Origin of the sequence: Kribbella pratensis (assembly GCF_004366075.1) — a bacterium.
GTDB classification, from domain to species: domain Bacteria; phylum Actinomycetota; class Actinomycetes; order Propionibacteriales; family Kribbellaceae; genus Kribbella; species Kribbella pratensis.
On the sequence record NZ_SODU01000001.1, the window covers coordinates 2,573,686 to 2,592,355 of the forward strand.

19 protein-coding genes are annotated in these 18,670 nt (G+C 68.9%); 5 read left to right on the forward strand and 14 right to left on the reverse strand.

The annotated features are described in order from the left end of the window. Positions 1-145: 145 nt before the first annotated feature. Positions 146-976, forward strand: coding sequence for an SAM hydroxide adenosyltransferase (locus tag EV137_RS12390; RefSeq protein ID WP_134128628.1), 831 nt, complete (start codon positions 146-148; stop codon positions 974-976). Here EV137_RS12390 and EV137_RS12395 read toward each other — a convergent pair. From EV137_RS12395 to murI, 4 genes are all read right to left on the reverse strand, one after another. Next, positions 973-4,473, reverse strand: a complete 3,501-nt coding sequence (locus EV137_RS12395) for a PQQ-dependent sugar dehydrogenase (protein ID WP_238175335.1) — start codon at positions 4,471-4,473, stop codon at positions 973-975. The two genes, EV137_RS12390 and EV137_RS12395, sit on opposite strands and share 4 nt — an antisense overlap. Before the next feature lie 143 nt (positions 4,474-4,616). Further along, a complete protein-coding gene (locus EV137_RS12400; protein WP_134128632.1) occupies positions 4,617-5,453 on the reverse strand; it encodes an alpha/beta fold hydrolase in 837 nt (278 codons plus the stop codon). Then, positions 5,434-6,180: an MBL fold metallo-hydrolase gene (locus EV137_RS12405; protein ID WP_134001229.1), complete on the reverse strand. Its 747-nt coding sequence runs from the start codon at positions 6,178-6,180 to the stop codon at positions 5,434-5,436. The genes EV137_RS12400 and EV137_RS12405 overlap by 20 nt, the downstream gene beginning before the upstream one ends. 129 nt (positions 6,181-6,309) lie before the next feature. Continuing rightward, positions 6,310-7,113: a glutamate racemase gene (gene murI / locus EV137_RS12410; protein ID WP_133791302.1), complete on the reverse strand. Its 804-nt coding sequence runs from the start codon at positions 7,111-7,113 to the stop codon at positions 6,310-6,312. A gap of 328 nt (positions 7,114-7,441) precedes the next feature. Between murI and EV137_RS12415 the strand changes: the two genes are divergently transcribed. Continuing rightward, positions 7,442-7,804 carry a hypothetical protein gene (locus EV137_RS12415; protein ID WP_134001230.1) on the forward strand — a complete coding sequence of 121 codons (363 nt, stop codon included), beginning with the start codon at positions 7,442-7,444 and terminating at the stop codon, positions 7,802-7,804. A 112-nt stretch (positions 7,805-7,916) separates the two neighbouring features. On the opposite strand, the gene EV137_RS12420 is transcribed toward EV137_RS12415, so the two are convergent. The 7 genes from EV137_RS12420 to clpS all read right to left on the reverse strand — a co-directional run bounded on the left by EV137_RS12420 (position 7,917) and on the right by clpS (position 12,077). Beyond that, positions 7,917-8,393, reverse strand: a complete 477-nt coding sequence (locus tag EV137_RS12420) for a DinB family protein (protein ID WP_134128634.1) — start codon at positions 8,391-8,393, stop codon at positions 7,917-7,919. A 62-nt stretch (positions 8,394-8,455) separates the two neighbouring features. Next, the gene (locus EV137_RS12425; RefSeq protein WP_134001234.1) at positions 8,456-9,403 is read right to left on the reverse strand and encodes a PLP-dependent cysteine synthase family protein; all 948 of its coding nucleotides are present in this window, start codon (positions 9,401-9,403) and stop codon (positions 8,456-8,458) included. A gap of 18 nt (positions 9,404-9,421) precedes the next feature. Continuing rightward, entirely contained in the window at positions 9,422-9,700 is a 279-nt protein-coding gene (locus EV137_RS12430) for a MoaD/ThiS family protein (RefSeq protein WP_134001236.1), read from the reverse strand. A gap of 2 nt (positions 9,701-9,702) precedes the next feature. After that, complete coding sequence (locus EV137_RS12435) at positions 9,703-10,158, reverse strand: M67 family metallopeptidase (protein WP_133791310.1); 456 nt, start codon at positions 10,156-10,158, stop codon at positions 9,703-9,705. A gap of 92 nt (positions 10,159-10,250) precedes the next feature. After that, positions 10,251-11,228, reverse strand: coding sequence for an aldo/keto reductase (locus EV137_RS12440; protein WP_134128636.1), 978 nt, complete (start codon positions 11,226-11,228; stop codon positions 10,251-10,253). 10 nt (positions 11,229-11,238) lie between these two features. Then, positions 11,239-11,793, reverse strand: coding sequence for a DUF2017 domain-containing protein (locus EV137_RS12445; RefSeq protein WP_133791314.1), 555 nt, complete (start codon positions 11,791-11,793; stop codon positions 11,239-11,241). Further along, positions 11,790-12,077: an ATP-dependent Clp protease adapter ClpS gene (clpS, locus tag EV137_RS12450; RefSeq protein WP_133791316.1), complete on the reverse strand. Its 288-nt coding sequence runs from the start codon at positions 12,075-12,077 to the stop codon at positions 11,790-11,792. Before clpS ends, EV137_RS12445 begins: the two co-directional genes overlap by 4 nt. A gap of 94 nt (positions 12,078-12,171) precedes the next feature. On the opposite strand from clpS, the gene EV137_RS12455 reads away from it, so the two are divergent. Together EV137_RS12455 and EV137_RS12460 are read left to right on the forward strand one after the other, a co-directional pair. Further along, positions 12,172-13,461 (forward strand): nicotinate phosphoribosyltransferase, encoded by a 1,290-nt coding sequence (locus EV137_RS12455; RefSeq protein WP_238175336.1) that lies wholly within the window; start codon positions 12,172-12,174, stop codon positions 13,459-13,461. Beyond that, positions 13,458-13,970, forward strand: a complete 513-nt coding sequence (locus EV137_RS12460; protein ID WP_134001242.1) for a MarR family winged helix-turn-helix transcriptional regulator — start codon at positions 13,458-13,460, stop codon at positions 13,968-13,970. The genes EV137_RS12455 and EV137_RS12460 overlap by 4 nt, the downstream gene beginning before the upstream one ends. Before the next feature lie 467 nt (positions 13,971-14,437). Here EV137_RS12460 and EV137_RS12465 read toward each other — a convergent pair whose 3' ends face one another. Beyond that, a complete protein-coding gene (locus EV137_RS12465) occupies positions 14,438-15,670 on the reverse strand; it encodes a D-arabinono-1,4-lactone oxidase (RefSeq protein ID WP_238175249.1) in 1,233 nt (410 codons plus the stop codon). A 163-nt stretch (positions 15,671-15,833) separates the two neighbouring features. Here EV137_RS12465 and EV137_RS12470 point away from each other — a divergent pair, with 163 nt between their 5' ends. Continuing rightward, complete coding sequence (locus EV137_RS12470; protein WP_134001246.1) at positions 15,834-16,832, forward strand: YdcF family protein; 999 nt, start codon at positions 15,834-15,836, stop codon at positions 16,830-16,832. Positions 16,833-16,844: 12 nt separating this feature from the next. On the opposite strand, the gene EV137_RS12475 is transcribed toward EV137_RS12470, so the two are convergent. Both EV137_RS12475 and EV137_RS12480 read right to left on the reverse strand, forming a co-directional pair. Continuing rightward, the gene (locus tag EV137_RS12475; RefSeq protein ID WP_134128642.1) at positions 16,845-17,516 is read right to left on the reverse strand and encodes a response regulator; all 672 of its coding nucleotides are present in this window, start codon (positions 17,514-17,516) and stop codon (positions 16,845-16,847) included. Beyond that, on the reverse strand, positions 17,509-18,609 hold the full coding sequence (locus tag EV137_RS12480; protein ID WP_202870902.1) for a sensor histidine kinase: 1,101 nt from the start codon (positions 18,607-18,609) through the stop codon (positions 17,509-17,511). The genes EV137_RS12475 and EV137_RS12480 overlap by 8 nt, the downstream gene beginning before the upstream one ends. Between the last annotated feature and the right edge of the window lie 61 nt (positions 18,610-18,670).

The window sequence follows — 18,670 nt, forward strand, 5'->3', positions numbered from 1 at the left end:
ACCAGGTACGCCGCTATGCGAATGCTGAGCCCTCGATGCGGGAGGACTTCAGCGGCGTAGGCACGTGTGCTTGCAGCGAGAGGCCCCCGACGTCGGGGGCCTCTTCTCTTTTCCGAGACCTGCTGCGACCACCCTGGAGTGCCACATGATCACGTACATCACCGACTGTTTCGACGGTAACGCCCGCGCCAGACTCAGCACCCGGATCGGTGCCCTGTTCGGCCAGTCGCCGACCGTCGTCGCCGCCGACGGACCCGATCCGGAGTCGTTCGCCGCCCTCACTCTCCTCGACTGCCTGCGATCGCTGGAACTGCTGGGCGAGGACGGCCACCCGACGATCACGCTGCTCAACATCGCGCCGCGCGACGGCGTCTGGCCGAACGGCGTCCCGTTCTGCTTCTTCTGGCATGGCAAGCACCTGGTCGCTAGCACCTTCAACGCCCGCGTGCTTTCTCTGGTACGGCGTGAGCTCAGCATCGACCACGTCTACGTCACCGACATCCGCGAGGCGGTGACAGCGGCCGGTTTCGGCGCGGACGAGATCGAGAAGATCGCCACCACTCAGTTCCGCAGCCTCTGGTATCTCCCGCTGCTGGCCAAATGGGTCGCCGACGGCCGCAGGGTCCCGGCCACCGAGACCGCCGTACCGGAAGACCTCGAGGACGGCCCGGTCGTGAGCGTCGTCGACAACTTCGGCAACTGCAAGTTCGACTGCGGGCCGGACTCGATCGGCTTCGCGATCGGCGAGACGGTGCCCGTCGCGGGCCGCAGCCAGGACGGCACACTGATCGTGACCGACGTGACCTGCTACCGGCACCTCACGGACGTCCCGCGAGGTGGCGCCGGTCTGATTGTCGGCAGTTCGGGCACTGACTTCGTCGAACTCGTCATCCGTGGTGCTTCCGCAGCGCAGGCGTTCGGGCTCCGGACCGGGGATGCACCGTTGCGGCGTACGTCGGTCGAGTACGCCGCTTAGCTGACGCCCGTGTTCATGTCGGTGCGGACCTCGTCGACAGTCAGTGCCCGGCTGTACATGCGGATGTCGTCGAGTGCGCCGCGCCAGCGTTCGTAGTTGCAGCCGCTGCAACCGGACTGGCCGAAGACCAAGGCCTGTGTGCTAGGGATCGGGGCGAGGGTCTCGGACGCGGTCAGGATCGCGGTGCCGTTGAGGTAGAGCGTGTAGGTGTTGGCGGTGTCGTTGAAGACTGCGGCCAAGTGCGACCACTGGTTGAGCGGGATGGTCGGCGTCGAGCTCACGTACTCCCGGCAGCCGCCGTTGCTGAACCCGCTCGCAATCTTGTTGCCGGTCGTCTGCAGCCAGTACGCGCAGCCGCCGGTCACCTCCTTGATCAGGATCGTCTCGTACCCGCTCAGCGCGGTCGGATTGACCCAGGCTTCCAAGGTGTAGCTGGAAGTGAAGTTGAGCGACGCGGCGTTGGGTACGGTCACGTTGCCCGACGAACCGTTGAACGACAGACCACCGCCGTACTTGCCGGTGTTCCTGGTGAGGCCCGCACCGGACATCGTCCCGTTGTTGCCGCTGCCGGACGAGTCGTTCACTGTCGTCCCTGACGCCTCGTTGAAGCCCCACGCTCCGACCAACCCGGTCGGCAGTTGTGTCGCGGTGTACGTCGCCACGTAGCTCGCCCCGGTCTCGGGCACCGTGATCGTGTGCTGTTGCGCACCGCCGTCCGACCAGGACGCGAACGTGTACGACGTGTTGCCGGCGACCTGGTTGCGTGCCTCGACGACGTGGTTGTAGCCGATCAACGTGTCGGCGACGAAGGGCGTCGTCCGCGCGATGCCGTCCAGGTAGAGCGTTCGCCCGCTGGGCACGGTGTCGAAGTTCAGATTCACCTTCTGCGGCCAGACCGTGACCGACCGCGTCGACGACAGCCCGGTCGAGTCGCGGACCGTCAGCGTGATCCGGTACCGGGTCAGGCCGCTGAAGTCGTGCCCGCTCGTCGGGATCGTGAACGTCCCGCCGGTGACCCCGGTGATCGGCGTCCCGGGATGCACGTGCCCGTCGTGCAGGAAGTCGATGTTCCAGGTGAACGCGCTCGGGGGCAGTGTGCCGTCGTCCGGATCCGTCCCGGTGCCGCTGAACGTGATCACGTCCCCGGCCCGGAACTGGGCACCGTCGGTGGGCGCGACGATGGTTGCCGTCGGCACGCTCCCCGCGCTGATCGTGAGCGGGGTCGAGAGCGAGCTGTTCACTCCGTCGGACACGGTCAGGCGGACCTGGTACGCCCCGGCGGTCGTGTACGTGTGCGCCGGGTTCGCCGCGGTGGACGTCGTACCGTCGCCGAATGTCCACGAGTAGGTGAGCGGCTGCCCCTCGGGATCGGACGAGCCGGCGCTCGAGAACGCGACGTCCAGCGGGGTCGGGCCTGACGTGGGCGTCGCCGAGACGTTGACGATCGGCGCCTGGTTGTTCTGCACGTACTTGATCCGCCGGATCTTGCTCACGCCGAACGTGCCGCTGTCGTCGGAGTAGCCCAGATCCACGTAGTACAAGGCACCGTCCGGTCCCTCGTCCAGGTAGACGATGTCGCCGTACGGTCCGTCGACCGAGCCGTCCGCGGGCTCGAAGTTGAACGTGCCGGCGACCGCGCCGTTCGCGTCCAGCGTGAGGCCGCGGATCCAGTTCTGCGCGTAGTCGGCGTAGAAATACGCGCCCCGGTACGCCGGTGGGAAGGCGGTCCCGTGGTACACGAAACCACTGGTGACCGCGGCGTCGCGACCACTGTGCGGGTACCACAGCAGCGGGCTCGTGCACGGCGCCGGGCAGGGCCCCTCGGTGGCAGGCCAGCCGTAGTTCGCACCGGCGGCGCCCAGGTCGATCTCCTCCTTCGACGTGGCCGGATCGTTGCCTCCGACATCACCGATGAAGAAGCGCCCGGTCGGCTTGTCGTAGTACGCGCGGTACGGATTGCGCAGTCCACGGGCCCAGATCGTGTCGACATTCGGCCCCGACCCGTCGTAGAACGGGTTGTCGGTCGGCGCCGTACCGTCGGGGTTGATCCGGTGCACCTTGCCCCGCGGGCTGGTGAGCAGCGGCGCGGCCGACGCGTCGAAGTGCTCGCCGGTGGTGAACAGCAGCTTGCCGTCGTTTGCGAAGTTCAGCGCACCGCCGTGATGCTCGGCGTTCGCGGTCTGCGGATCCTCGTACAGCACGAACTCACTACCGGCCACCGTGCCGTCCAGGTTCGCGTTCGCGGTGAACCGGGAGACGCGGTCGTGGTTCGGCGAACCGAGGGTGTAGAAGACGTAGTAGTAGTGGTTCGTCGTGAAGGCGGGGTCGAGGACGAGGTCGTAGATGCCCTGCTGGACACCGGCCTGGCCGATGTTGGTGATCTGCAGGAACAGTGCCGGGCTGGGCGTCGTGTACGGCGCCGGCAGCACCTTGATCCTGCCCTGCAGTTCGGCGACCAGCATCCGGCCGTCGGGCAGGAACTCGAAGGTCGTCGGCAGGTCGAACCCGGTCGCCAGGATCTCGTTCTGGAAGTAGTTCGTGTTCGAGACGTTGACGTTCACCACCGCCGACGTCGTCGTGTTCCCGGAGGCGTCCCGGGCCCGTGCCGTCAGGGTATGAGCGCCGTTGCCGACCGTCCGGGTGTCCCAGGTCAGCGCGTACGGCGATGCCGTGTCCTCAGGCCCCTTCGCCGTACCGTCCACCAGGAACTGCACTCCCGCGACACGATCGTTGTCGGCGGCATCGGCCGACACGGTGACGATGTCGGTGACCGTGGCCATGTTCGCCGGTGCCGTGACGGCGACCGTCGGCGGCGTCGTGTCGGCCGGAGCGGTGTCGCCCTTGAAGGCCACCATGTGCATCACCCAGGAGGTGCCGTTCTGGCCGGCAGTGGCGTTGTAGGGACCCGCCGTACCGACGACCTTGTCCTCGGTCCGGTTGCCGAAGTTGCTGCGCCGAGTGGTGAAGCCGGCGCCCGCCGAGTTCACGTTGCCGGTGGACGCCGCGGCGCCGAAGATCAGGTCCGACGGGTTCGTGGTGGTCGCGGTGCCGCTGTTCATCGCAGTGCTCGTGCCGACCGCGGCCGCCGAGACGTCCAGCGGATTGACCTTGTCCAGGCCTGAGTACTCGTGGATGTACAGGTCCGCCCAGGCGGTGATCGCGGCCGAGAACGTGGCTTTGACGGTGTTCGCTCCGGCTCCGATGTTCTTGGCGTAGAACACCTGCGAGCTCCAGGTGTTGTTGTTCCACCGCGTTACCGGCGCCGCGGCGGCGTACACGTTGTTCTTCGTGTCGGACAGCGTCACCGTGGCGCTGGTGTTCCAGATCAGGTAGACGACGATCAGGTTCCCGCCGGTGTTGGCCGACGAGAACGCGAGGCTGTTGACCGTGCCGGAGCTGACCTCCTTGGCCCGGCTCTGGACGTGGGTCGGCGTTGCGGCAGCGGCCGGACCCGAGGTCGCGACCAGGCTCAGTGCGGCCAGCGCGAGCGCCAGCATCGTCCCCAACGGTTTCCCCCCACGGCGATGTGTCACCGCCCACCCCCACACACGTGTTTGCACGAACCACGCGCCCCCCGCGTGACCCACCCTGCACTGCAGTGTGGTCCTGTCGGGTCAGTGCGACAAGAGCGAGGGCCGGGTCACTTCGGTTCCATCACGGCGGCGCGCAGGACCTCGCGGACGCGCTCCGGCTGCTCCAGCCAGGGCGAGTGGCCGGCGCCCGGGATCAGGTGGAACGTGTGGTTCGGGACGTGGTCGGCGAGATCGCGGACAGCCCAGGCCGGGCGTGGGTCCCCGGCGCCGTGGACGAACGTGACCGGGGCCCGGATCGCGGCAGCCTGTGCCTTCTGCTCGTCAGGTGTCAGGCGTCCGGTCGCCCCCAGCGCGCGGTTGGCGGCGAAGTTGATCGGGAGGTCGACGGCCGCACTCGCGTACGCCCACTCCATCGCGCGCTCGCGATCGGCATGATCGGTGAACCACGACAACGCGCGGAACTCGGTTTCCTCGGCCGGGGTGCGCTGCCTCCCGGACAGTTCCTGCAGGCGGGCATCCTGCTCCGGGGTGATCCGGCGCGCGCGTTCCTCGTCGTACGCCGTACGCCAGTCGCCGACGCCGACACCGCCGAGGTACACGACCCCGGCCACGTGATCGCCGTACGACGCGGCGTACGTCATCGCCAGCGTCGCGCCGAAGGAGTGGCCGATGACGACGATCCGCTCATGCCCGAAGTACGCGCGGAGTTCGTCGATGTCGCGCGCCGACCGGGTCAGCGTCTGCACGTCGGACGGGTCCGAGCGACCGCAGCCGCGCTGGTCGAAGCGGTGTACGACGACGAGGTCGTCGAGCATTGCCGCGAGTACGGCGTAGTCGTCCCACAGGCCTGGGCCGCCGTGCAGGATCACGACCGCCGGCCGTCCGGTCGCCGTGCCGGTGGTTGCGGTCCACAACCGAATGCCGTCAGATGTCGAAAACGGCATGCGGGGTAGCGATCTCGACCGGGCCGGAGAAGGTCCGGCGGGCGTTCTCGGCCTGTGTCACGCGGTCGTACCACGGCGGCACGTGCGTGATGACGAGCCTCTTCACACCGGCCTTCTTCGCATGCTGACCGGCGTCGGCCGGCGTCAGGTGCAGGTCGATCGGATTGTTCGGTTCGTTGTCCGGCAGCGCGGCCTCGGACAGCAGTACGTCGGCGCCGCGGGCGAGCTCGACCAACGCGTCGTTCGGCCCGGTGTCACCGGTGTACACCAGTGACTTGCCGCCGTGCTCGACCCGGATCGCGTACGCCGGCACCGGGTGCACCATCGGCGCGGTGCGGATCGTGAACGGCCCGATCTGCTGAACGTCCTGCCAGGCATGGAACTCGAGCTCCTCCTCCATCCCCGGGTCGAGCGGCAGGTCGTACGCCAGCGCCATGCGTTCCGACGTACCGGGCGGCCCGAACACGGGGATCCGCGGGATCGGCGCCCCCGGCGCGTAGCGCGCCGCGACGTACAGCCCGCACAGATCCATGCAGTGGTCAGGATGCAGATGGGACAGGCCGATCGCCCCGATCTCCGGTACGGCGACGTGCCGTTGGAGCGAGCCGAGCGCGCCACTGCCGAGGTCGAGGATCAGGTTGAACCCGTCGGCCGTGACCAGATAGCTCGAGGCGGCCGAGTCCGGCCCGGGCACAGACCCGGAGCAACCGATCACGGTGAGCTTCATACTTGGAACCCTACCGGCGAGTCGATCCCCGCGCAGGACGACCGGACGCGTCGATTCGGTTACCACACAGGCATCCGGGCGCCTTCCGGTGCCTTGGACAACGTCCGGATGCGACCTGAATCACACTCGTCAGCGGACCCAGGCGAACTGGTCGACCACTCCCAGGGCGGGGCCGAGGAAACGGGAACCGATCGCGGCGAACTCCGCGGGGTTGCCCGTGGTGACGAAGCGGTGCGCGGGCGCCGGGAGGTGGTCGGGGCGGAGCAGGCCGGTCTTGGTGAGTACGCCGTACACGTCCTTCGCGCACTCCTCGGCGCTGCTGACCAGCGTGACGTTGTCGCCCATCACGTACGAGATGACGCCGGTGAGCAACGGATAGTGGGTGCACCCAAGGATCAACGTGTCGACACCGGCCTCGACCAGCGGATCCAGGTACTCGTGGGCCGCCTCGAGCAGCTCCGGTCCCGACGTCACACCGGACTCCACGAAGTCCACGAACTTCGGGCACGCCTGCGTGAACAGCTCCACCTGCGGCGCGGCCGCGAACCCGTCCTCGTACGCGAGCGACTGCGCGGTCGCCTTCGTGCAGATCACGCCGACGCGCTGGTTCCGCGTCGCCGCCACCGCCCGGCGCGCGGCCGGCAGGATCACCTCGACGACCGGTACGTCGTACCGCTCGCGAGCGTCTCGCAGCATCGCCGCACTCGCGGAGTTGCACGCGATCACCAGCATCTTCACGCCGGCCTCGACGAGATGGTCCAGGCATTCGAGCGCGTACTCACGCACCTCGGCGATCGGCTTCGGCCCGTACGGCTGCCGCGCGGTGTCACCCAGATAGAGGATCGGCTCGTGCGGCAACTGATCGAGTACCGCGCGGGCGACAGTGAGTCCCCCGAAGCCTGAGTCGAAGATCCCCACCGGTGCGTCAGCCACGGGAAAAGCTTAGAGGTTCCGCCAAGAGATGACACCGTCGCGAGCGTCGTCCCGCGGAGTGCTGGGCAAGGCGGAGGAGGGAGGCAGGACGGAGTCCTGTCGACCGACGACAACGCCGCCCAGTGCCCGCGGGGCGGCGCGCAGCAGGTGGCATCTCTTGGCGGAACCTCTCAACAAGTCCGCGACCGGGCAGATTCGAAGTGCAGCCTTACCTAACCGTTGGGAACGACACGCCGGGGTTGTCCACATCTTTACGTTATGGAATTGCCTTTTCGCGTGATGCGCGCCACTCTGGAGCGATGTTTGCTCGACCGCCCCTCGTGATGCCATGGATCTGACGCATCACCTCGCGGTGGTAATCGGTACCACCGCCGCACCAACTCCGCAGCCCGATCAGGTAGCCGCCGCAGGTCAAGCGGCCAGTCAGGCCACGGAGTCGCACAACGGCACCGCCGCGGACATCGCGTCGTCCATCGGACCGACGGGACTCCTGCTGCTGGCGCTGATGGCGATGTTCGCTGCGTACGTCGTCTCGCTGTCGCTGCATCCGAATGCCAAGTGCAACCGATGCAAAGGTGCCGGTCGGCACCGCGGCAGCATCTTCAGTTACGCCCAACGCCCCTGCAACAGCTGCAAGGGCCGCGGCGTCCATCCCCGACTCGGCCGCAAGGTCCTGTTCAAAGAACCGTAGGCGACATGACGTAACCACCCCTGCAGGTGCCTAAGGCAACAAAAGGCGCCACCAGTCCGGACCGGCCCTCCGCCCGCCGTTCCGGGTTCCCCTCACTCCTGCGCCGATCGGCTCAGCGTCCGGTTCGGCCGTCGAGCTGTTCGCGCAGGATGTCGGCGTGCCCAGCATGCCGGGCGGTCTCCTCGATCAGATGGACGAGCGTCCACCGTCGCGACGGTGCCCCACGCCTGCCCGGCCGCGGACCCGGTACGGCGAGGTCGTCCCAGGCCGCGACCACTGTGTTCGCTTCGGCCCCGGCCTCCCGGTACGCCGCGAGCACCTCCGCCGCCGTCTCGTCGGCTCCCGCGCGGAACGTGGCCTTCCAGTCCGGCACCTCGTGCCCGAGCAAGTAGTGCCGCTCCACCGCGGTCAGATGCTTCACGAGCCCGAGCAGATTGGTCCCGGAAGGTACGCCGGGTGCGCGCACCTCGTCTTCCGGCACACCCTCCGCCTTGGCCGCCACCGACTTACGGAGATAGTCGAGGAAGCCGAGGAGTACGTCGCGCTCGCCCGGTCCGGTCGCCGGCGGTCCGGCATCACGTCTCGTCACCCGGCCAAGACTGCCGTCCGGCACGTGTTTCGGGCACGAAAAGTTGCCGGACCGGCAAGGGCTCAGGCCCAGAGCTGGCCTTCGAGGCGGTCCTCGGCCTCGTCGATCGTGCCCTCGTAGGCGCCCGTGGACAGGTACTTCCAGCCGCCGTCCGCGACCACGAACGCGATATCGGCCTGCTCGCCGTCGCGCACGCACTTGGCCGCCTGGCCGAGCGCCGCGTGCAGGATCGCGCCGGTCGAGATGCCGGCGAAGATCCCTTCGTTGTCGAGCAGTTCGCGGACCCGGCGGACGGCGTCGCGCGGACCGACCGAGAAGCGGGCGTCGATCAGCGTCTCGTCGTACAGCTCGGGGACGAAGCCCTCGTCGAGATTGCGCAGGCCGTAGACGAGTTCGCCGTACCGCGGCTCGGCGGCGACGATCCGCACCGCGGGCTTGTGCTCACGGAAGAACCGGCCGGCGCCCATCAGCGTGCCGGTGGTGCCGAGGCCGGCGACGAAGTGCGTGACGGACGGCAGGTCCTCGAGGATCTCCCGCGCGGTGCCGTCGTAGTGCGCGAGCGCGTTCGACGGGTTGCCGTACTGGTACAGCATCACCCAGTCCGGGTGTTCCTCCGCGACCTGCTTCGCGACCCGGACCGCCTCGTTGGAACCGCCCGCGGCCGGGGAGGAGATGATCTCGACCCCCCACATCCGCAGGATCTGACGGCGCTCCTCGGAGGTGTTCTCCGGCATCACGCAGACCATCCGGTACCCGCGGAGCTTGGCCGCCATCGCGAGCGAGATGCCGGTGTTGCCGGAGGTCGGCTCGAGGATCGTGTTGCCCGGGCGCAGCCGGCCGTCCTTCTCGGCGTCCAGCAGCATCCGCAGCGCGGCCCGGTCCTTGATCGACCCGGTCGGGTTGTGGTCCTCGAGCTTCGCCCAGAGCCGTACGTCGGCCGACGGCGACAACCGCGGCAGCCCGACCAGCGGGGTGCCGCCGACCGAGTCGAGCAGACTGTCGAAGCGCATGTTCTCGAACCCGGTCCGTCAGCCGCCGGCGACGGCCGGCAGCACGACGACGACGTCGCCGTCCTTGACCTCGGTCTTCAGGCCGCCGGTGAACCGGACGTCCTCGTCGTTCACGTACACGTTCACGAACCGGCGCAGTTCCTCCGGCTCGCCCTCCACGATGCGCTCCTTGAGGCCCGGGTGGGTGCCGTCGATGTTGTCGATGAACTCGGCCAGGTTGGTGCCGTCACCGTTGACCGCCTTCGCGCCACCGGTGTAGGTGCGCAGGATCGTCGGCACGCGCAGCTCGATCGCCATATTCAGTGCTCTCCTTCTGTCTCCGCATAAGAACCAACCACGCGTACTTCTTCTTCCGTGACCTCACCGTCGACGATCCGGTACGAGCGGAACTCGACCGGCCCGTCGTACTCCGGGGAGTCGGCGCCGTCCCGCGTCGACACCAGCACGTAGTGGGCGCCCGGCTCCTGGGCCAGGTTGATGTCGGTGCGTGACGGGTACGCCTCGGTGGCGGTGTGCGAGTGGTAGATCACCACCGGCTCCTCGTCCCGCTCGTCGAGCTCCTTGTAGAGCCGCAGCAGGTCACCCGAGTCGAACTCGTAGAACGTCGGCGACATGGCGGCGTTCAGCATCGGGATGAACCGGGTCGCCCGGTCCGAACCTTCCGCACCCGCGACCACACCGCACGCCTCGTCGGGATGATCCCGCCGGGCGTGCGCCACGATCGCGTCAACCGTCGCCTTCTCGATCACCAGCACGCCTCCACGGTACGGCGCGCGCCGCGCCGACCCCGCCAACCGCGAAGTCGGTCCAGAATACGGACAGTGCCGAGGACGTCCCCCACGTCCTCCTACCAGCGGTCGTGGATCTGCGGGCGGATCAGGTCGTCGTACGTCTGCTGGACGGCGGTCAGCTGGTCCGGGGTCAGTGGGGTGAGGGTGGCGGCGGAGATGTTGCCGGCCACCTGTTCCGGGTTGCGGGCGCCGGGGATGACCACCGAGACACCGGGCTGGTCGATGATCCAGCGGAGCGCGAACTGGGCCATCGCGGCGCCGGCCGGGAGCCAGGGCATCAGGCGGCGGACGGCTTCCAGGCCGGTGCTGAAGTCGACTCCGGAGAACGTCTCGCCGACGTCGAAGGCCTCGCCGTGCCGGTTGTACGTGCGATGGTCGTCGTCGCCGAACGTGGTGTGCTCGTCGTACTTGCCCGAGAGCAGACCGCTCGCGAGCGGGACGCGGGCGATGATGCCGACGCCGGCCGCCCGCGCCGCGGGCAGGACCTCGTCGAGCGGCTTCAGGCGCAGCGCGTTCAGGATGATCTGCACCGACGCGACGTTCGGCCGCGCGATCGCGGTCAGCGCCTCGGCGCAGGTCTCGACACTGACGCCGTACGACGCGATACGGCCCTCGTCGACGAGGGCGTCGAGCGCGTCGAAGACCTCGTCGTCGGAGTACACCGGTGTCGGCGGGCAGTGCAGCTGCACCAGATCGATCGTGTCGACGCCGAGGTTCTGCCGGGAGCGGTCGTTCCACGCGCGGAAGTTCTGCAGCGTGTAGTTCTCCGGCACCTGCTCGACGCGGCGGCCCATCTTGGTCGCCACAGTCAGGCCATCGGACGCCTTCAGTACCTGCCCGACGAGCCGCTCGCTTCGTCCGTCGCCGTACACGTCCGCGGTGTCGATGAACGTCACGCCGCCGTCGATCGCGGCGTGCAGCACCGCGAGCGCGTCGCTCTCGTCCACCGATCCCCAGTCGCCCCCGAGCTGCCACGCCCCGAGCCCGACCACACCGACATCCCGCCCGGTCCGCCCGAGCCGCCGCATCTCCATACGGCCAACCCTAATGGCGCATGTTGTGCAGCAGGGCGGACTGGAGGTAGCCGAGCCAGTCGTAGAGGTCGTAGGTGAGGCGGCGTGGGTCGTCGTCCGGGAGTTTCTCCCAGGTGGAGTAGTCGTCCTCGTCCTTGATGTCGAGGCGGGTGCCGATGGCGAGGCGGAGGTCGTTCAGCGCACGCAGCCAGGACAGCTGCTCGTCGGGCTCGAGCGCGATCTCGTCGGCGCCGGACTCCTCGAGCGCGGACAGCACCCGCTTGGCGTCGGTGACCTTGCCCTCCCGCAGCCCGCGCTCGGTGAACCGGCGGAACTCGGCCGACGCCATGTCGTCCTGCTTGTACGCGTCCGGCAGCAGCCGCTGCAGTACGACGTCCTCGGGCGGCGACGTCGGCCCGTCGGAGTCGAGCAGCGCCGCGAGCGGGTCGCTGGACTCGGTGGCGCGCGGCGGCAGACCGTCGTACAGCAGCTCGACCAGGTTGCGGAGCAGGTTCGCCAGGATGTCCGCCTCGTGCTCGGCGAAACTGACGATCACGGTCTTGCGGCGCCTGCGGAACCGGGTCACGACTTCTCGCAGGTGGCCCACAGGCCGTAGGTGTGCATCGCTTCCACGTCGCGTTCCATCGCTTCCCGGTTGCCGTTCGAGACCACCGACTTGCCCTCCTGGTGCACCTGCAGCATCAGCTTCTCCGCCTTCGCCTTGGAGTAGCCGAAGTACGTCTGGAAGACGAAGGTGACGTAGTCCATCAGGTTGACCGGATCGTTCCAGACGATGGTCACCCAAGGAGGGCTCAACTCGATCGCCTCGTCGACCTCGGGGCTCTCGAGTTCGCTTGGTGCGGTGGTCACCTGTCCATTCTCTCCATCATCGGTTCCGGTCTCGCAATAGGCTGCTCCTGTGACGCACTCGACCGCGCTCTTGACAGACCACTACGAGCTGACCATGCTGCAGGCCGCCCTGGCCGACGGCACGGCGCAGCGCCGCTCGGTGTTCGAGCTGTTCGCCCGCCGACTGCCGGACGGCCGCCGGTACGGCGTGGTCGCGGGCGTCAACCGCCTGCTGGACGCGCTCGAGCGGTTCCGGTTCGACGAGCAGACGATCGCCTTCCTGGCCGATCGCGGCGTCGTCGACCAGGCTACCCGGGACTGGCTGGCGGAGTACCGGTTCTCCGGCGACATCTCCGGGTACGCCGACGGCGAGATCTTCTTCCCCGGCTCGCCGGTGCTCGTGGTGGAGTCGTCGTTCGCCGAGGCGGTGCTGCTGGAAACCGTTTTCTTGTCGATCCTGAACCATGATTCCGCGGTCGCTTCGGCGGCGTCGCGGATGACCTGGTGGGCCGGTGGGCGGCCCTGTATCGAGATGGGCTCCCGGCGAACCCATGAAGGCGCCGCGGTCGGTGCGGCGCTGGCGGCGTACATCGCGGGCTTCACCGCCACCTCGAACCTGGAGGCGGCCCGCCGCTTCGGCATCCCGAGCACGGGGACGGCGGCGCACGCGTTCACGCTGCTGCACGACCGCGAGGAGGACGCCTTCCGGTCGCAGGTCGACGCGCTGGGCAAGGGCACGACACTGCTCGTCGACACCTACGACGTCGCGGCGGCGGTGCGGACCGCGATCGAGCTGACCGGCCCGGAGCTGGGCGCGGTCCGGCTCGACTCGGGTGACCTGCCGTCGCTGGCCGGGCAGGTCCGCGACCAGCTGGACTCGCTGGGCGCGACGAAGACCCGGATCATCGTGACGAGTGACCTGGACGAGTTCCAGATCGCGGCGCTGGCACCGGCGCCGGTCGACGGGTACGGCGTGGGTACGTCGCTGGTCACCGGGTCCGGGTACCCGACCTGCGGGTTCGTGTACAAGCTGGTCGCCCGCGAGGACGCGAGCGGCGAGGTGGTTCCGGTGGCGAAGAAGAGCCCGGACAAGATCTCGATCGGCGGCCGGAAGTGGGCGCTCCGACGGCGCACGCCGGCCGGGGTCGCGGAGGTCGAACTGATCGGGGTCGGTGAGCAGCCGGTCGACGACGGTGACGACCGCGTGCTGCTGAAGCCGCTCGTCGAGTCGGGCAAGATCGTCGGCCGGACCACGCCCGAGGAGTCCCAGGCGCATCACCAGAAGGTCCGCGACGAGCTCCCCCGCTCCGCCAGCCAGCTGAGCCGCGGCGAGCCCGCCATTCCCACCGACTACATCGGCGACTACAACAACCGCAACCCGTTCCTCCCCCGGAGCCACACGTGACAACCCCGAGCGACACGGCCGACCCGGCCGGCGCCGCCGACGCGGGCGGGCATGGTGAGTGGTCGCCGGACGCACCCGCGGACGAGGCGGACGTCCTGATCGCCTTGCGGTTCGCGGAGCGCGCGACCCGGAAGGCGATCGCGGAGGAGCTGGCGGGGACCGTGCTGCACACGGGGCAGGAACTGGTGCTCGCCAAGCTCCTGCACCACGGTTCCCTCCCGGTCGCCCGGCTCGCGAAGGTCCTGGACGTCGAGGTGCCGACGGCAACCAAGACCACCCAGCGGATGGAAGCCGCCGGCCTGGTCCGCCGGGTGAAGAGCACGACCGACGCCCGCCAGGTAGGCATCGAGCTGACCGACCGCGGCGTCGAGCTCGCCCACACCGTCCAGGAGATCTACGACCGCGCGGGCCGCCGCGCCCTCGCCCAGCTCACCCCCGAGGACCGCCGCCTCCTCCGCAACCTCCTCTGGACCATCACCGGCACCCTGGAAGACCTGACCCACCTCTGACCTCGCCGCATAACCCACCACGCCCGCCCGCAAGCCGGCCGACCCCAGACCCCAACCGGCGAATCCCACGCACCCGAGACGACCAGCACGCCTCCCCCGGTCGATCGCACGAACCGTCGACCCGGCTGCCGCGCGGGGGGACTGCTTGTCCGGCATCACGCCGAGTCGTGGCGATTGGTTGGCCCCCGGAACGGCGAGTCGTGGATTATGGCTGCGCCTGGCCGCCGAAATCCACGACTCAAGGAACGCGGGTGCTCGCGGTACGCCGGTCGGGGAGCCGGATCACCCGCTCTTCTGCCCGACTTGTGGCGGCCGGACGGCTGGGCAGGACGTGTATGACGCGCCGGTAGTGCACCTGAGCCTGAACGGGGCACGCGCGTACGCCGTCTCGGCGGTGCACTACCTGTCGACCTGCACAACACACCCCCACCGCAGCCCTCAGTGGATCGCCCCAGGCCGAGACTGGCCTAACGGGGCAGGAAGGTGTCCAGGTATTCGTTGCGGAACTTGCCGGTGGGGTCGTAGTTCGCCGCGAGGGCGGTGAAGTCCTTCACCTTCGGGTAGCGCTCGGCCAAGGTGGCGGCGTCGGCGGCGAAGACCTTGCCCCAGTGGGGTCGCGCGTCCAGTGGCGCCAGCCGCTCCTCCAAGGCGGCGACGACCGGGCGGACGGCGGTTTCGTCCTGGATCCAGGTGAAGTGCAGCGCGACCGTGTCGCGGCCCTGGCTCGGGCTCAGCCACAGGTCGTCGGCGGCGATCGTCCGGATCTCCGACACCTGGATCACCGGCGCGAACCGGTTGCCCAAGGCCCGCAGTACGTCGAACGCCTCGGCGGCCCGCTCGCGCGGGACGAAGTACTCCGACTGCAGCTCGTCCCCGTTGCTCGGCGTGAACTCGAGCCGGAAGTGCGGCAGCCGCTCGTTCCACGGTCCCGCGATCCCGCCCTGCTGGGTCGCGTAGTCGGCCGGCATCACCTTGATCGGGTGCCGCGGCTCGTCGGCGAGCGTCGCGCCCAGCCACTTCGGATCGGGCGCGGTCAACTCCCGCCGCTTGCGCCACACCATCACGTCCGGATCGACCCAATCGGTGAACGCGCTCACGCTGTACGCGCTCCCCATCACCGCGTCGAAGTCCGTCCCGAGCCGCTCCACCGGCAGACCGTCGTACACCACCTGGCTGATCTGGTACGCCGGTTGTACGTCGAGCGTCATGCTCACGGTCACCCCGAGCGCACCGAGCGAGATCACCGAGCCGGCGAAGTCCTCGTCGTCCCGGGCCAACGTGACGAGCTCACCGGATGCGTTCACGAACGTGATCGCGCTGACCGCGTCCGCCAGCGGACCGTTGGTGTCACCGGACCCGTGCGTCCCGGTCGAGCACGCACCGGCGACCGAGATGTGTGGCAGCGAGCCGAGGTTGTGCAATGCCAGGCCCTGGGCCTGCAGCGCCGCCGTGACCTCGCCGTACCGCAGCCCGGCCGACACCGTGACGCCACCGTCACCGACCTCGATCACCTTCGGCAGGTCCGCGACGCTGACCAACGTGCCGGTGCTGTCGGCGATCCGGTTGAACGAGTGCCCGGTCCCGAGCACCCGCACCTTCTCGGCCGCCCCGACCAGCTCCTGCAGCTCCTCGATCGTCCGAGGCCGCTGGAGCTCACTCGCAAAGCTGACGTTCCCCGCCCAGTTGGTCACAGCACCCACGCCGACCTCATCTCTCTCGACCCGCACGACCCGTCCCCCGCAGCCTCGCACACCAGCCGCCCGGACACCCGGCGCCGTCCAGCCACCGGGCCTCGCCCACCTCGGGTGTGCGTCGGCGTGGGAGGCACACCCGCGGCTACGGACAGTGGTTTGATGGCGCGCGATGGCCATCTGCTTCGGTATCGCCGGGTTCTGGTTCCTCGTCTTCGGCGTCAGCTTCCTGCGGGACCGGCGGCTGTTCAAGAACGGGATCTTCCTGGTCCTCGCGTTGATGTTCGCCGGCCTCGGGCTGATCTTCGCGGTCGAGACTGTCAGCCAGACCGCCGCCAAGGTGCTGGTGGTCGCGGTCCTGGTCGCGGTTCCGCTGACGATCGCGGTGCTCGCGGTGTTCCTCGTGGTCAACGGCGTCACGATGCTGCGCCGGGAGCGCCGGCGGCTGTCCAACCTGCTGTCGCTGCTGGTCGGGCTCGGGATCATCGGCTTCGTGATCTTCAGTGTGCTGGTGCAGAAGATCGGCTGGGAACCGCTGGCCGTCGTACGGTCGGTGCTGCTCGGCATCCTGACCTACATCTCGTTCCTGTTCCTCTGCTTCCTGGTGTACGCGTTCTTCTACAGCCGGGTGCGCTCGTCGCGGAAGGTGGATTTCGTCGTCGTCCTCGGCTCGGGCCTGATGGGCTCGCGGGTCACGCCGTTGCTGGCCAGTCGCCTCGACCGCGCGCGGCAGGTGTACGAACGTGCGCTCCGCAAGGGCCGCTCGCCGCAGCTCGTGACTTCCGGCGGCCAGGGTCCGGGTGAGGACCTGCCCGAGTCGCACGCAATGGCGGCGTACCTCGTCGAACGCGGCGTCCCCGACGACCAGATCATCCGCGAGGACAAGTCGACGACCACCTGGGAGAACCTGACGTTCAGCCGGGACCTGATGGTCGAGCTGCGGCCGCAGTACCGCTGTCTGATCGTCACGAACAACTTCCACGCCTTCCGCGCCGCCCTCACCGCCCGCAAGGCGAAGGTCAACGGCCAGGTCGTCGGCTCCCCGACCGCCGCGTACTACTGGCCCACGGCAACGATCCGCGAATTCGTCGCGATCCTGGCCGGCCACCCGTACATCAACGGCGCCATCTGCCTCCTGATCGCCCTCACCGCAATCCTCCCGCACTTCTGATCGCCGGGTGCATCACCGTCGGCGCGGTTGCACCAGGCCGGACTCGTAGGCGGCGATCACCAGCTGGGCGCGGTCGCGGGCGTGCAGTTTGGCCAGTAGGTGGCCGATGTGGGTCTTCACGGTGCCGCGGCCGACGTGCAGGTGGTCGCAGATCTCGTCGTTCGACAGTCCGCGGGCGATCAGCGACAGCACCTCCCGTTCGCGCTCGGTCACGCCGTCGAGACCGGTCAGCGGCGCCTGCCCCGGCTCGGCCAGCCGCGCGAATTCGGCGATCAGCCTGCGCGTGATCGAGGGCGCCAGCAGTCCCTCCCCCGCCGCGACGACGTTGATTGCCTGCAGCAACTCGACAGGCGGGACATCCTTCAGCAGGAACCCGCTCGCCCCGGCGCGCAGACCGGCGTACACGGCATCGTCGAGGTCGAACATCGTCAGGATCAGCACCTTGGTCCCGGCCGTCTCCGGCGTGGAGCAGATCCGCCGGGTCGCCTCGATCCCGTCCAGCCTCGGCATCCGGACGTCCATGAGTACGACGTCCGGCCGTTCGCGCCGCGCGAGCTCGACCGCCTCGATCCCGTCCGCCGCCTCGCCGACCGTCGTCAGCCCGGGTGTGGTGTCGATCAGCACGCGGAAGCTGCCGCGCAGCAACGCCTGGTCATCGGCGACCAGCACCCGGATCTCATTCATACGGCAGCCGTACGGCGACCTCGAAGCCGCCACCCGCGCGCGGTCCGGCACGGTACGAACCGCCGTACACACTCACCCGCTCCCGGATCCCGATCAGGCCGTGTCCTTCCACCACCGCGCCACCTGCACCATCGTCGGAAACCTCGAGCTGTACGGCGTTCGCGGCGCCGGTGATCGTGATCTGGCAGCGTGCGGCGCGGGCGTGCTTGGTGACGTTGGTCAGGCACTCCTGGACGATCCGGTGGAGGGTGAGACCGACGGCCTCCGGCAGCGGCTCTGGTACGTCGACCTTCAACTCGACCTGAACGCCGGTCGACTCGACCCGGCTCACCAGGTCCGGCAGCGCGGCCAGGCCCGCGGGCGGTGCGAGCTCCGCCGGTTCGCCGGAGGGCCGCAACAGGCCCAGCATGTGCCGGAGCTCGACCAGGGCGTCGCGGCTCGTGGACTCGATCACCGACAACGCGTCGGACACCTCCTCGGGACGCACCTGCAGTACATGATTCGCGACGCCGGCCTTGACCGCGATCAATCCCATGCTGTGGGCAACGATGTCGTGCAGTTCGCGGGCGATCCGCAAGCGCTCGGCAGCCACGGCCTGCTCGGCCAGCACCTGCGCCGCGCGGGCAGCGGCAGCCCGTCGGTCACGGACGACCTGTCCCAGCACCCAGGCGCCGTACAACGCGGCGATGCCGGTGAGCACAAGCGCGGCGCGGGACTGGCCGGCCGGTGCGCCGGCGACCATGGCGAGGAACAGTACGACGAAGCCGACGGCGCCGGCCACGCCGATCAGGCGGCGGCTGGACAGCGGGCGGTTCGATGACCTCGTGAGCGCGACGACGTACAGGACGTAGGCGGCAGCGAGCAGCGGATCGCGCAATCCGTCGACTACGACCGCGACCACGGACATCACGGCCACCACGGCGAGTGCAGGGACCGGCCAGATCCGCCGTACGGCGATCGGCAGTGCGAGTCCGATCGCGACAAGACCAGGCCCGGTGGACGAGGTGAGCAGGACGAGGACGGCGTACCCGGCCGCGACGACGCAGTCCGCGACGATCAACTGACGCCGGCTCAATCCGTACTCCTCTGGCACACCTCGAACCTAGCCGAGCCGACGGATCACGACCTCGGACCGGAGTCCGTCGGCCTGTGGT